A 14,531-nucleotide genomic window follows, 5' to 3' on the forward strand; every position below is an offset into this window, starting at 1 on the left:
TGTGGTGATAGTCCCCGAAGAGGTATTGACCAGTGCGTTGCGGTCGTTCTGGCCAAGGAGCGCCGCGCCGCGGCCGGTCGATGACGAACCGGAGAGGCTGACCGTACCCGAATTGGAAATCGTGCTGGTGGTGTCGACGGAGATTATCGCCAAGCCGGGTGTGCTGCGTACGAGAGAAACTGTGCTTCCGGGGGTGACGTTGACAGTAACGTTGGTGCTGCCGCTTTGCGCAAGGATCGCGCCGCCGGTTCCCGTGCATGTGACGGTGGCATTACTTGCCGGATTCAGGTTGTCACACGCGGCTTGCGCGTGGCTAACGGCACACAGGGAGAGGGCGACAAAGATTGGCTTTAGGGGAACAGGGCAAGTCCGGCTCACATGCGTTGCAGCATTCATTGGAGCGCTCCCAAGACGATGTTCCTAAACGACGTGGAAATCTACATAGGTCGACCCTAAATCTTCAAGCCGCAAAGATCAATTGCATGTTGTATGCAAGTAACATACCTCTAGCAAAGCGTAACGAACTTCCAGTGATGTGCTGCGAGTTCCTCATTAGCCAACGCATAACTTTCCGCGAAGCCCACCAACTTGCGTTCAGTGCTCAGACCTTTATTAGGCATGTGGTGATGCCAGGAGCCCTGAATTCAAGTTGGGTGTTCTCCGCGAGAAGTGAAGCAGGGTTTGGACATGAATGGCCAGCAGACCGAAATGCGATCATGCAGCGTCTGCTACCCGTATCCACCGGTGGAAGGCGCTATTTCGGACACGCTTCTGGCACTGAAAATTTTTGCCCTGCAGGGGCAGGCTTTACGGCATCGTCGGAAAAAGGTTGCGCCCAAAATGTGAGGCCGCCCCCAACGACTCACGGATCAACGATGTCCAAATCTATCGCAAGTCTTACTTCTCTCAGCAATTCCTCAACAATCAAGTCGAGAGACTCCTCTCTCGGCAACTTGAAGCTCCGATTCTCGAACGGGTGAATAAGTTCTACTCCCTCGAGTGGTGCCACTGATATCGTTATTGCCCAAGCGCTTTCCAGCTCAGATATTTCGATATTTACGTTACACCCGCGATATGTATCGCTGAGATTCGTCATGTTTTCCGCTCCGAGCGTTTTCGATGCAAGTTTCGACTGGATGAACTTTGAACGAATAAGAACTTTCTATTGAACACGCACCGTAAGCGATGAGCATCCACTCGAGTTCATCTGATTTTCCTCCCACATAAGATGAGGAGTACGTCATGAAGAAATGTCGTCGATGTGCATCGTGTGGAAGCGAATTTCTTCCTCGCGTGAACGTTCCGAATCAACGCTATTGCTCTTCACCGGAATGCCAACGGGAGCGGCGTTACGAATGGCATAAGCAGAGACTCGCCTGCGACACAGACTATCGAGAAAATCAGCGCCACGCGCAAGCTGCGTGGCAGTCGAGGCACCCAACCTATTGGAAAGATTACCGCGAATCACACCCCGATTATTGCACTAGGAACCGTGACCAACAGCAAATTCGGAACGCTCGAAAATCGACGGGGAAAATTGCAAAAATTGACGAGTCCCTAATGCCCCTCCAATTGCCAGACGGGGTATACCGACTCAGCATTCTGTCGCCCAGGAGTGTTGCACAAATGGACGCGTACCTTGTGCGAATCGCATTCCTTTCTAGTAAGCCGCTGGACGAGAGGTCTATTGCAAAGAGATGATTCGTTAGTCGAAAGCGGACTCGCCTGCTAATGTGAACTAGTAGTCACTTGTCGCGGGAAACGACGCATAGAAGGACGTTCGTTGGCCCGGCTTTTTGGTTCGCATCTATCGGTGACGGAGTCACAGCATGTCGTCCGACCACGAATATGGAGGTGGTGCCGAGAAAGCCGGCCGATTGCGCGCGGCGGAATACGTACGAATGTCGACCGAGCACCAACAATATTCGACTGAAAATCAGCGCGAAAAAATTCGCGAATATGCGACGCGTCGCGGCCTCGAAATAGTTCGCACCTATGCCGACGAAGGAAAGAGCGGGCTTAAGATCGATGGCCGGCAGGCGTTGCAGGACCTTATTCGCGATGTTCAGAGAGGTGACGTTGACTATAGCGTGATTCTTGTATACGACGTTAGCCGCTGGGGGAGATTTCAGGATTCCGACGAGAGTGCATATTACGAGTACCTTTGCCGGCGATCGGGCATGAAGGTGATCTACTGCGCGGAACAGTTTGAAAACGACGGATCGCCGGTATCCGCGATCGTCAAAGGCGTTAAGCGCGCGATGGCCGGCGAGTACAGCAGAGAACTTTCCGCGAAGGTATTCGCGGGACAGTGTCGACTGATTGAGCTTGGGTATCGGCAAGGAGGACCTGCCGGCTACGGCCTTCGACGTGTCTTGGTTGACCAGCACGGCTTGGTCAAAGCACCACTCGCACGTGGAGAACACAAGAGTCTGCAATCTGATCGCGTGATTCTCGTCCCTGGACCTGATAGTGAGGTCAGAATCGTGCGAATGATCTATCAATGGTTTGTTGATGAGTCGCTAAACGAATCAGAAATCGTGGCGCGCCTCAACGCCATGAGAATTCGAACCGACTTAGAGCGTGAATGGACGAGATCGACAGTAAGAGAGGTTCTCACTAACGAAAAGTACATAGGAAACAACGTCTACAACCGAGTGTCTTTTAAGCTGAGGTCAGTACGAGTAGCCAACCCAGCTGACACGTGGATCCGTAAAGAGCACGCATTTCAAGCGATTGTTCCCGCCGAACTTTTCTTCACGGTACAAGGGATCATGCGTGCTAGGGCACGTAGGTACTCAAACGACGAGTTGATCGAGCGACTTCGGAATCTGTACGCGCGCCGTGGGTTTCTTTCCGGGGTCGTAATTGACGAGACTGACGGAATGCCATCTGCATCTGTCTACATGTACCGCTTTGGAAGCCTGATTCGCGCGTACCAAGCCGTCGGATTTACGCCGGACAGGGACTACCGTTACTTAGAGGCCAATAGGTTTCTGCGGCGGCTTCACCCGGAGATTGTTGCATCGACAGAGGAACGCATCGTAAGCCTCGGGGGAAGCGCCGAAAGGGATGCTGCTACCGACGTTCTCACCGTCAACAATGAGTTCACATGCTCAGTAGTACTCGCACGTTGCCAGACAAGACTCAGCGGACATCTTTTTTGGAAAATCCGCTTCGATGCAAGCTTGTTGCCAGACGTTACCGTCGCAGTACGGCTCGACGCCTCAAACGCCGCAGCACTTGATTATTACTTACTGCCTCGCCTTGACTTTTGCCTTCAGCGGATCAGCCTGCGTGAACGAAATTCGATCGAGTTTGAAAGCTATCGATTCGATACTCTCGACTATCTTTACGCAATGGCTCAGCGTGCGCGATTTCGGAGGTCCGCATGAAGGTGCCCGAGCTGCAAATGGTTCCGATCGATCAAATTGACGTTCTGAACCCACGAGATAGGAACACCACGATTTTCAACGAGATCGTCGGTAACATTCAGAAAATCGGGCTGAAGAAACCAATTGTTGTAACTCGCAGGGTACGTCCGGATAGGTCCGAGCGGTATTTGCTTGTGTGCGGTGAGGGACGCCTGAAGGCTTTTCGAGCTCTGGGCGAAACCGAAATTCCCGCGCTAGTCGTTGATGTGAGTGATGAGCATGCCTTAATTATGAGTTTGGCAGAAAACATTGCACGTCGACAGTACCATCCGCTTGAGTTGCTCTCGGGTATCCGTCAGCTCCAGGCGAAACGCTATTCTGCAAAGCAAATCGCCGAGAAAACAGGCTTATCCCCGGACTACATTCGAGGAATTTTGAGCTTGCTGAGCCACGGTGAAGAGAGGCTCATCGTCGCTGTCGAGCATGGACGAATCCCGTTGAATACCGCAATCGATATCATGGGAGCCGGTGATAGCGACGATGCGGTCCAAGAGGCTCTGCAGAGTGCTTATGAAACAGGAACCCTACGGGGCAAGAGGCTTCTCAATGCTAGGCGTCTAATTGAGCGTCGGAAAAACCTGGGCCCAACTACGAGCCGCAATACGCAAAAGGACAAGACAAAAATGAGTGCGTCTAGCCTTATTCGCATCTATCGCAACGAAGTTGAAAAGCAGAAAGCCATTGTCCGGAAAGCGGAGTTTACTCAGCAGCGGTTACTTTTTCTTGTTGGGGCGCTGCGCCAGCTATTTGTGGATGAAAATTTTGTCAATTTGCTACGTGCGGAGGGGCTGACTACCCTACCCAAGTACCTGGCGGAGCGTGTGTGGTCAAACGGGGGGGGTAGGATGAGCCGTGTGACGCTTGGGTTCATTCCGACACCCATCTCCGTGCCCATCGAGGATGTGCTCCTATCCAAGCCTATCAAGGCGAATGTCTCAACTTCACGGAAATTCCTGCAAATCCTCGCGTCAATTAAAGAGGTCGGAGTGATAGAACCGCTTTCTGTTACCCAAGTGGACGGGCAAAGCGGAGGTAAATATGTTCTGTTGGATGGCCACCTGCGGATACTCGCGCTACAGCAGCTCGGGATACCCGACGTACTTTGTCTTGTCGCAACCGACGATGAAAGCTACACATACAACAATCGGCTAAACCGAATTTCATCGATACAAGAGCACCGTATGATTTGCCGCGCAATCGAGCAGGGGGTCTCTCCGGAGCAGTTGGCAAGAGCGCTTGCAGTAGATATATCCTTCGTAAGGCGAAAGGCGTCGCTGCTCGATGGTTTGTGTCCAGAAGTTATCGAGCTCCTGAAGGATCGTCAATTTTCCTGTGAGTTAGCCCGGGCGCTGCGAAAAATGAAGCCGACGCGTCAGATGGAGTGCGTCGAACTAATGAGTTCGGTTAACAATTTAACTGTAGCTTATGCCGAAGCTCTTCTCGTCGCGACGCCAGCAAATCAGCTTGTCTCCGGCCGAAAGCCGTCACGAATAGGAGGCGTTTCTGCAGAGCAAATGTCCATGATGGAGCGAGAGATGGGAAATTTGCAGGTTCAATACAAACTGGTGGAGCAAACATATGGACAGGACGTATTGAACCTCGTTATCGCAAAGGGTTTTCTCTCCAAGTTGATGGAAAACGCTGCTGTACACAGATTCATCGCAAAGTACCAGCCCGATCTAATCTCTGAGTTCGAGGCCATCATAGCCACGATTACCCTCGATCAGCCGCACACGGGCGGGCGGTCGCAAATATCGTCCAGGTGAGATTAGTAGAGCGAGGGGCGCACCTTAGCGAGGTGTAGCGTCTGAGGTTGAAAAACGTGCCGCACATCTTTGGGAACTGGTGATTTGGACCATTATGAAAATGTTCCAATCTCCGGATGGCCGTTAGTATTGATCAATGCGACGTTACCTACACCTCTGGCGTGCTCTCGACATTGCGCGTGAGCAGCGCGCTGTCTTCCCGCTTCGAGGGACAGGGCGCGTGGGCCCTTCGTTTCCCGGCGTACAAGCACATCAAGTTCGGCAGTGTGCTGTCAGGGCAGGTTTACCTCTGGCCGGACGGCGACGCGCCGATTCGACTGGAAGATGGGGATTTTTATATGCTGACCGATGGCCGTCCGTTTTATGTGGCAAGCGATCCGGTGTGCAGACCGGGGGACGGTGTAAGTGTTGTGCGCAGTCGTCGTGGTGCGGACGGTATCGCACGTCATTACTGCGACGGCGAGGGTGCACCGGTCGGTATGACCAGCGGCCGCTTCACCTTCGAGAATGACGTAAGTGAGGTTCTGCTGCGCCATCTACCGCCGTTGATTCAGCTGCGGGCGAGCGATGTGAAATCCGGCGCGCTTGCTCAAGTCCTGAGCCTGCTACGGCTTGAGTCCAGTGACCTACACATAGGTGGCGAGGTGGCGCGAAGCAGTCTCGCGGCGCTCGCGCTTGTTCATCTTCTGCGCGCCTACCTTAGCAAGTTGTCTCAGCCGGCTGGTTGGCTCGGTGCGTTGTCCGATGCAAAGATCGGCAAGGCGCTGTCGGTGATGCATGAGGCGCCGAACAAGCGATGGACGGTCGATAGTCTGGCCCGTACCGTTGCGATGTCGAGAACCGCGTTTGCGAATCGATTTCGCGAGCGTGTTGGAGAGGCACCGTTGGCGTATCTGAACCACTGGCGCATGGTGCTGGCCCGAACCGCCTTGAAAGATACCGACGAGTCGCTCACGGAGATTGCGACAAAGATTGGGTATTTGTCTGACACTGCATTTAGCATCGCGTTCAAGCGCAATGCTGGCGTGAGCCCCGGCAGATACCGTTCGGCAGAGAAGGGGCGAGCGTTGCATCGCGCAACAGAACTGTAGGTCGACGGCGATCTCCGGCAAGTTGCGCGCTACCAGTTGATAACCCAGTCGCAGATATCGACGTCATCGCTCAAAGCGAGAAGACCCGCTCAGCCTTGACCGCGAAAACAGTACCTCTGCAGTACTAAAAATTGGGGTACACGCTGCCCGAGACCTTTCGTTGCCGAGTCAGCATCGCGGTAAAGTCGCTGCATTCCCACACACCATGGCCTCTGGGAGTCGCTCGTGGTGCCGACGATTGAGCGCGGTGGCAGCAATTTGCGAACCGGTGCCCGAGCGCGTTCCTTAGTGGCGCGTAGCCAAAGAAAAAACGCAAAAACCGCTCACGCTTCTTGATTTTTTCCGTTCGTTTATCTAAGCATATACGAGGGAGCAACGCACTCTGCGAGGATGGCCATGTGATTGACGAACTGTAAATGCGAACTGGGTCTTAGCCGCGCCAACGGCTAAGACCCAGTTTTAATTCGCTTACAACCAACAGCGAGCTGGTTGAACCAACACTTTGACATTACCCCACACTGGGGGATGTGTCAAGGCGAGGGAACTTACGCTCCTCGTTCAGCGCTCCGGTAACGCCGTTCGGTTGTTGCGACATCGACTGTCGGGAGCCTGAGATGCAACCTCACGCCGGACGTTTCTACTTCTCCAACTGGCTTAGCTGGGCAGTACCGAGTATGGTATTGCCGTCACGGCCATCGCGTAGCGCCTCCCCGAAGGCACGCCCCTTTCCTCTGAGGCCACTTGCTTGGCGTTTGGCCGATGTGCTCACCACGGCCGGGTGAAGCCAATGTGGGCATTGCACGTAACATCGTTCGGAGGCCGCTCGGGTCGTTATCAACGTACTCGCGGAAAACTGTTGCGCTGCATCGATCCGCTGCGCCGCAAGTACGTCGAGTTTCCCACTGAACTGCACTTCGACAACTGGCTGCAGTTCTGGATGAATCCCCAGGCACTACGGCTCGAACCACGCCTACCAAGTGATCCGGTCGCGGCGACCGACAACCCAGCCGTCAAGCTGGCCGATCTCGTCATCGCTTGGCAAGACGGTTCGACCGAACTTCAGGTCATTGCGCCCAAGCTAACCTCAACCTACGGTGCGCGCATTGCCGCCATGAAAGCCGCAGGTGGCGAGACGTTCAGAATCACCGTGCGAACCCGAGACCAAATCCGATCCCAGCGATCTCACATCGAGTGCCTCGAGCGCTGGCGCCAAGCCGCAGCACTCCATGCCGACCAACCCCTAGGTGAGCTCACTCGCCAAGTAATCGACGTCGTGCCTACGTCAGGGGTTATCGGCCTACCACGATTAAGCGCTGCGGTGGAGGTGCCGCATACGCTTACCGAAATCGTTGCGGTGCTCGCGCGGCAACACTATGTCGGCATCTTGAGCGTATCCCCAGGCAGCTATTTCTACGAGGTTCCCACCTTGATCAGTCGCACTTAGCACGCTGACTGCCGAGGCGCCGTTCCGTGCCCGGTGAGCGCATTATTTTGGAGCCATACGATGACACTCAATGGACGGGCCGCTCGTGGCCCAATGCAGAAGCTCCCGCCGGAGTTGTGGGACATCACGAACTGGCCCACTGCAGACGAGAGCCTATCCAAGGACAACAACAAAACATCACGTGACGCGCGCGAGCGGCTTCGCGGCCTGACGAGTGGCGTTGTGCTGCGCCTGGACGGGGGGGCAATCGAGGCGTCTGCCAAACTCGCCGGACTGAGCAAGCGACAATTTCAGCGCTGCCTCAAGCGTGCCTGTGAGACCGCGCCCGACGGTCGAATTTGGGGACTACGCGCGTTTCTGAAGGGCGTCGCGCGCAAGCCGCGAGAACGACAGGCGCCGCTTGGTCAATTTGAGGATTCCCGGTTGGGTTACGCCGGCATATTCCGCAAGATGATGCGCGAATTCCCCGATCTTGAGGCCGAGGTCATCAATTTCGTGCTCGACCGGCACCCGCAGGACTGTCCTCGCCCCAACCGGGTGGGGGCCCGCCAAATTTGGAACCTCATTAGAGCCCATCGACGTGCGAACGATTGCGCTGACGATGAATATCCCCTCAAAACCGCGTCCATACCGTATGCCGCTATCGAAGCCTGGATTTCCGAAGCCGTCATTCCCAGGTGGACCGATACCTATTTTCGACAGAAGTATGGTCCGCAAGCCGCGCAACGCATGGCATATCAGGCCGGTGATGGGCAGGCCAAGCGGCAGACGCCGCCTTACGCGATCTGGCAGATCGACGAGACGACGGTGGATGTGCAATGCAAACAAACGGTGGTGGACGACTCCGGCGATTGGAGCGAGACCGTTCTGCCGCGAACGGTCCTGGTGCGCATTACTGACGAGGGCACCAATGCCGTCGTCATCGATTGCCCCGTCACAGGAGAGCAGGTGACCAAAGAGGATATCTTGGCGGCATTCTGGTTTGCAATGAATCCGGAACCACCGAGTGAATTCACCGTTTCAGCGTCGTTGGCAGGCGCGGGTTACCCGGCGGAGGTGCCTGACTTTCGCTGGGCCGTTCCAGCCGTCATCGAATTGGATAACGCGTTAGCTCACTTGGCCAACTCGGTTCTACATGGAATATGCGACACCATTGGCGCACGACTGGTGCTTGGCAGGCCCAAGACCCCGCAGCAGCGTAACAGTGTGGAAAGCTCATTCGGCCAGCTATCGACTTACTTGCTGCATGAGTGTCCAGGGACCACCGCACGGGGGCCCGGTGACCCATTGCGTGAGATCGCCAAGACGGATGTGACTGAGCTTTTGCACTACACGCACGTGCGCGACGCGCTATGTGCGCAAGGTCGCAGCCGGAATGCCTCGCCAAGTGCGAAGTGCAATAGTGAAACGCCACTCGCCTACCTCGCGCGGCGCCACCGCAACCAGTCCTTAGTGCTGAACTATCTCCCTCCGGAAAAACGCCACAAGCACTTGCTTGGCGAAGCCGTCAGGCGCCCCGTCAAATGCCCCCAACAGCGAGAGCCGGAGATCCATTTCGCTTACGCCAGATACCAAGCGACTTGGCTGAAAAACCCCCTTGCATGGAAAAAGCGAGCTGTCTGGATTCGATGTGATTTTGACGATTTGCAGACCATCTGGGCGTATGACGAAAACGGCGCGGAGATCGGGCCACTCTATGCCACTGGTAAATGGGGAAGAGGGCCATCCAATATGCGCATCCGAAAACTACATGATCAACGCCGTAAGCAAGGCTTACTTGGCCCGACGGCGGAGGAATGTGCACTGCACGCACTGTTCATGTCGTTGAAGCTCAGCGCACCAACCAATGCAAGCGCGGCCTTACAACTCAAATATCTCACGGACTACTTGGAACACCATCTGCCGAAGGCCAATGCACTGTTGACGAACGCCCAGTTGGAAATCGCCAAGAGGTGGGATGACGAGCGACCGCTTCGCAACGCTGGCACGACGTCAGAGCCGATGCGCCGCCGAGCTCCAGAGCCGACCGTGACGGCCTCCTCAAAGCACTCCACCTCAGTAACCCCACTGCGTCACATGGCCACCAGGACAGCACCCCCTAAGCGCCCATACTTCAGATAGAGGAGACGTGCAAATGCCGCAAAGCCAAAAGGACTCGTCCAAAGACGACCGGGAACCACTGGGTAACTTTCTGATCTGGACGCCAGAAATTGACGCGCTCGCGGAGCACGTCGCCAGATGCATTCGCCTCGGCCTGCCTGGCATTGCGGTGACGGGCAAGCCGCGCGTCGGCAAGACGAACGCGTGCAAGTATCTCAAGCACCTCATTCCGCAAGTCATGGGACATAACGTTTGCGTCCTGAATTGGGAAATCCCGGAAAGCCTTGCCTCTGAACGCGAGCAAATTCAGTGCGCGTTACAGAACATGCAATGCGCCCAATTCTCGCATCGTGACATCGCCATACTGCGCAGCCGCCTCATGGACGAGATCTATACGGCGGCGGGGGTCGCGAACTCTCGCCGCCTGCTGTTCATAATCGACGAAGCGCAAAACCTCAAGTTGGATTTCTTCGGGCTACTCGTACACGTCTACAACATGCTCGATTACAACCATTACAAACCGTTTTTCCTGCTGGTGGCGCAACCGGAGCTCACCGCGATTCGCCATCAACTTGCGTACCGAAGCAAATACCAAGTGTTGGGGAGGTTCTTTAACGACATGCCGGAGTTCTGCGGGATCCTTCCCGAGGACTTTGATGCCGTACTCACCTCATTTGATACGCCTGCGCGCGAAGATGATCCACCGCCCGCGTGCGCGTACGTGCCCAATCTTTACGAGTATGGATGGCGATTAAATTCGTTGGCGCACGGCTATCGAGCCGCGTTGGAAGTGATTCGGACCGAAGCCAACATCGAGCGACGCGTGCGAATGCCCATGCAACACTTCCGAATGGTGACGATCGACATTCTGGACAGACTTGGACGTGGCGAACTCACGCCAGAGCAAATTGACACACCATTGCTCGTCGATGCATTTAAGGCGTCAGGCTTTCACAATGTCGTTCTTCACTACGTTGACGAGTAGCTTGCCCCGCGGGGCGAGGACGGCATCATGCACCTTTCGATCAACCTTGAGGATTACATACCACCCCCACGCGTGCCTGCTGTACCGGCGAGTGCGTCGCTGTACATGCGAGTGGCAACGATATGCGAGCAGCGCCACTACAGCCTCGCGGAGTTAAGACGCCTGATGCCAGATGTCTCAACGAACACGTCCTTAGTCTTTGGTCCTGCAGTGGATGATCGAAGTCCCTATCAGGTGGCCAGGCCGTCGAGCCAAATGAGCGAGTTTCTGCAAGTCTCTGTCGAGGCGATGCGAATCAGTAGTGGGGCAGATTTTTGGGCTAACACGCTCTGTCACGAGCTCCGCTATTGCCCAAAATGTATTCAATTGGGCTACCACTCCTATCTCTTTCAGTATTTAGGCATTTATGCCTGCCCGCTGCACACATGCCTCCTTCAGACGGGATGCTTCAAATGCAAGTGTGTCATCCAGTGTGATCTGCCCCATGTGGCTGGCTCCCCCTTTGCGTGTCCAAGATGCGGCGTCCTATTCAAAAGAAAACGCTTTCAGCAAGAGCTGCCGCTCTATCAAATGCGTGCGATTGACGCCTTAATCGGTGACTTCCGGCGGGCTCGCCGGCGGGTGGCGATCACCAGTAGATCTAGCGGGCCGCCGGGCTTTTTCTCCACTGGCGACTCGCTATTTCGCCTCAGTGGTGTAAAGCAAGTCCAGTTAGCTCGAGTGATCTCCCGCTACGACGACTGGCGTGAGCCCTTGATCGCACATTGGCGGTTTAAGACCGTTGATTACTGGGTTCCGACGGGTAGGAAGACTCAGCATGTGCTCACGAGGCACGAGGACGGAGTTGGCACCAAGACACTGACGACGCTCTTCCAAATGCTTGCCCCCTATCAGGAGGAGTGCAGTGCGTTGCACATTCGCAACTCATACCCCTCCGGTGTACGTATCGAGGGACAGGCTATGCGTATAGCCGTAGCACTGTGCTTGCTGTGCAATCAGCTTCAGATTTGGCCGCTGTGGAACGCCTACTGGACAGCAAGGGCGATCGACGGAAGGCCAGGTGCCGGCATGGACTTATCTGCTCGGATGAACTATTTACACCGCGCCGGCCTGACGGATAAGGCAGCGCGGCAGATTGCAGAAATTATTGGCGAGCAGGATATCCTGGGTTTGTTCTGTTGCATTCTTCGCAAGCTACGGAAGGCACTTCGACTGAGCCAAGTGGAGTGGTGGTCCTCGATCGAGAGGTATCAATATGAATGCGGGGTTCGCATGCAACTCGTGGCGGAGCACGGCCATAAGCTGCAAGTGCGCCCCCGCGCCAGTTGGGAGATGGTCGACTTTCTATGCCGACGCTATCGCGATCGGGTCTTGCATCCTGGCGTCTCGTTTGACGACAGTTGGCGCATACAATAGTCGCGGACTTCATTGTATGAATCCTTACAACTCGTATTTATGCGTACTATAGCGATAATGCTTTTTATCGCCATAGCCAGCAAAATCTCCCAAACTCCGTCTTCTCGCCATGAGAGAGTCGGCCAGAGGCAGTTCACGCCCCCATTCGACGCGCGTTATCAGTGCGAGCGAACTCGCGGCGCTGCGTGCATTTCACGCCGGGATTGAATCGCGTGCGGCCCTCACGCGATATCTGCCCGCATCACTCGTCCCCGGTGTGTCTGCGCGGGGGGTATTCGCGGTCATTCGAGCCAAACTAATCACCGCCGCCGAATCAAAACATGTGCGCGAGATCCTGCCAGTGCTCAAAGGGGCGGGGCTCGACCGAACCTTAACGGCAAAGCGCCTACAGCGCGCTGTGGATACCCTTGAGCAAGCGAGACCGCGAGAGCCCACCGTTCGAGATCGCGTCGATCAATGGTTGCCACCAGCCATCTGCGCACCTCTTCTCGCCTCCGGATTGAAGACCTTTGCCGAACTGACCCTGGGCGTGCCGCGCTTGAAAACATGGTGGCGAACGGTGCCGGGCATCGGTATTGAGAGCGCCTCGGAAATTGAGTCTTTCTTTGCCGAGCACGAGACGTTGACGCAGGAGGCGAGGGCGCTGTTGCCGCCACCAAATACCGACGTCGCACCCTTAGAGCGATTCGAAGTGCCCAAGTTATTGGATGGCAGCCGGGGGCGGCTGCGCGACACAAGGGTGGCGTGCGTCCTGTCGGCCAACACCGATGCAGACGCCATTCGCGCGTGGCTCGATCTGAGAGAGAACAACCATACGCGACGGGCATACTGTCGCGAAGCGGAGCGACTCCTGCTCTGGTCGATACTCGAGCGCAACAAAGCCATGTCATCGCTCACCGCTGAGGACGCGACAGCGTACCGCGCGTTCTTGCGCCGCCCAAGCCCCAAACACCGCTGGATCGGTGCTGGCGCGCCGCGCACCTCACCTTGCTGGCGCCCCTTCGTCTCCGAGAGAGCCACCAGCTCCATTGCTTACTCGATCGCAACGATCAATGCGATGTTCCATTGGCTAGTGGAAACGCGCTATCTCCGAGCCAACCCGTTTGCCGGGATCCGCATTCGCGCGAGCGCCGGCGACGGCAAGTCGGCAACGCCAACGCTGCGCGCCTTTAGTGACCACGAGTGGGCGCTCATCATGAGCGTTGCCAAGCGGCTGCCGAATCTAGGGTGGAGTGATGCGGCCGCAGCGCGAATGGTGTTCATCCTCGAATTTGCCTACGCCACCGGCCTCAGAAACTCGGAACTCACGCACGCGGTGCTCACCGACATTGACGACGACGGGCAGGGCGGGCGGTGGATATCTGTCGCCGGAAAGGGCAGTAAAGTAGGACGAGTGGTTGTGCCTCCCCTTGCCCAGGCGGCACTGGAGCGTTACTTGCTCGCCAGACAGCTACCGCTACACCCGACGCGGTGGCGCAAAGGAACATGCCTTATCGCAAGACTCGACGTTCCGTCGGAGGGGATCTCAAGCTCGAGACTTTGGGCAGCGATGAAGCGGTTCTTCGACACAGCATCCGACGAGCTCGAAGGCGCTAGCGCTCGGCTCGCTGCCCGGCTACGAGAAGCCAGTCCGCACTGGATGCGGCACTCGCACGCCACACATGCCATTCATTCAGGTGCCACGCTCACGACTGTGCGGGATAACTTGCGCCACGCGTCGATCGCAACAACCTCGCGTTACTTGAGCACCGACGATGAGCAACGTGCCGCAGAGCTCCGCCGCGCGTTTGGTCGCGCCAGACCCGCGGACCGCGCAAATTGAGCCGTCCGCCAACCGTTGTGGTTTTGCCCTACACAAGCGTCAGGATGTGACCAAAAGTTGATAAGGCTCGACGCCAAGCGCGCCTGCGAGTCGCTCGATGTTGTAGATGGTGACGTTCTTCTCCGAGCGCTCGAGCATTCCCACGTATGTGCGATGCACACCTGCGAGTTCGGCCAATTCCTCTTGGGAAATACCAAGGGCGAGCCGATACCGTCGCACGTTCTTCGCGAAAATCTTGGCGAGTCGGCATTGCTTGGCTGAAATTGGCATGGGGGCCAATTTCATTCATTGCAGACTATGATTCTACATACCATGATTAGCAAATATCAGCGATACTCTCGCTTTGTATTGCTCTGGAATCGATACTCCCCGTACAGAGCAGGTGTTTCGCTGGGACCTCGTAATCAATGCTGCTAACGCAATCCGACTGGAGGGACACGTCGCTGTCTCACCAACTCCTAGTTCATCCACTC

The 14,531-nt window shown here is 56.0% G+C and carries 9 protein-coding genes and 2 pseudogenes; 9 read left to right on the forward strand and 2 right to left on the reverse strand.

The genetic code is table 11. The annotated features are described in order from the left end of the window. On the reverse strand, positions 1–396 hold a 396-nt coding region (locus CDV44_RS27695), incomplete at its 3' end, for a hypothetical protein (protein WP_371328722.1). Between the two features lie 1,433 nt (positions 397–1,829). Here CDV44_RS27695 and CDV44_RS02535 point away from each other — a divergent pair. The 9 genes and pseudogenes from CDV44_RS02535 to CDV44_RS02575 all read left to right on the forward strand — a co-directional run bounded on the left by CDV44_RS02535 (position 1,830) and on the right by CDV44_RS02575 (position 14,058). Then, positions 1,830–3,395: a recombinase family protein gene (locus CDV44_RS02535; RefSeq protein WP_087686545.1), complete on the forward strand. Its 1,566-nt coding sequence runs from the start codon at positions 1,830–1,832 to the stop codon at positions 3,393–3,395. After that, positions 3,392–4,270 (forward strand): annotated as a pseudogene (locus CDV44_RS02540) (ParB/RepB/Spo0J family partition protein); the annotation flags it as partial. The gene CDV44_RS02535 and the pseudogene CDV44_RS02540, both read left to right, overlap by 4 nt. A gap of 93 nt (positions 4,271–4,363) precedes the next feature. Then, a pseudogene (locus CDV44_RS02545) lies at positions 4,364–5,200 on the forward strand (plasmid partitioning protein RepB C-terminal domain-containing protein); the annotation flags it as partial. 116 nt (positions 5,201–5,316) lie between these two features. Beyond that, positions 5,317–6,291: an AraC family transcriptional regulator gene (locus CDV44_RS02550; protein ID WP_087686546.1), complete on the forward strand. Its 975-nt coding sequence runs from the start codon at positions 5,317–5,319 to the stop codon at positions 6,289–6,291. An 856-nt stretch (positions 6,292–7,147) separates the two neighbouring features. Next, positions 7,148–7,735: a hypothetical protein gene (locus tag CDV44_RS02555; protein ID WP_087686547.1), complete on the forward strand. Its 588-nt coding sequence runs from the start codon at positions 7,148–7,150 to the stop codon at positions 7,733–7,735. A gap of 60 nt (positions 7,736–7,795) precedes the next feature. Continuing rightward, positions 7,796–9,856 carry a Mu transposase C-terminal domain-containing protein gene (locus CDV44_RS02560; protein ID WP_087686548.1) on the forward strand — a complete coding sequence of 687 codons (2,061 nt, stop codon included), beginning with the start codon at positions 7,796–7,798 and terminating at the stop codon, positions 9,854–9,856. Between the two features lie 13 nt (positions 9,857–9,869). Then, positions 9,870–10,820, forward strand: coding sequence for an ATP-binding protein (locus CDV44_RS02565; protein ID WP_087686549.1), 951 nt, complete (start codon positions 9,870–9,872; stop codon positions 10,818–10,820). Between the two features lie 255 nt (positions 10,821–11,075). Continuing rightward, positions 11,076–12,236: a DUF3445 domain-containing protein gene (locus CDV44_RS02570; protein ID WP_141118654.1), complete on the forward strand. Its 1,161-nt coding sequence runs from the start codon at positions 11,076–11,078 to the stop codon at positions 12,234–12,236. A gap of 109 nt (positions 12,237–12,345) precedes the next feature. Then, positions 12,346–14,058 (forward strand): phage integrase family protein, encoded by a 1,713-nt coding sequence (locus CDV44_RS02575; protein WP_087686551.1) that lies wholly within the window; start codon positions 12,346–12,348, stop codon positions 14,056–14,058. Between the two features lie 39 nt (positions 14,059–14,097). On the opposite strand, the gene CDV44_RS02580 is transcribed toward CDV44_RS02575, so the two are convergent. After that, on the reverse strand, positions 14,098–14,328 hold the full coding sequence (locus CDV44_RS02580; RefSeq protein WP_087686552.1) for a helix-turn-helix domain-containing protein: 231 nt from the start codon (positions 14,326–14,328) through the stop codon (positions 14,098–14,100). Positions 14,329–14,531: the final 203 nt, after the last annotated feature.

This window comes from Pandoraea sp. PE-S2R-1, assembly GCF_002179865.1.
GTDB lineage: Bacteria > Pseudomonadota > Gammaproteobacteria > Burkholderiales > Burkholderiaceae > Pandoraea.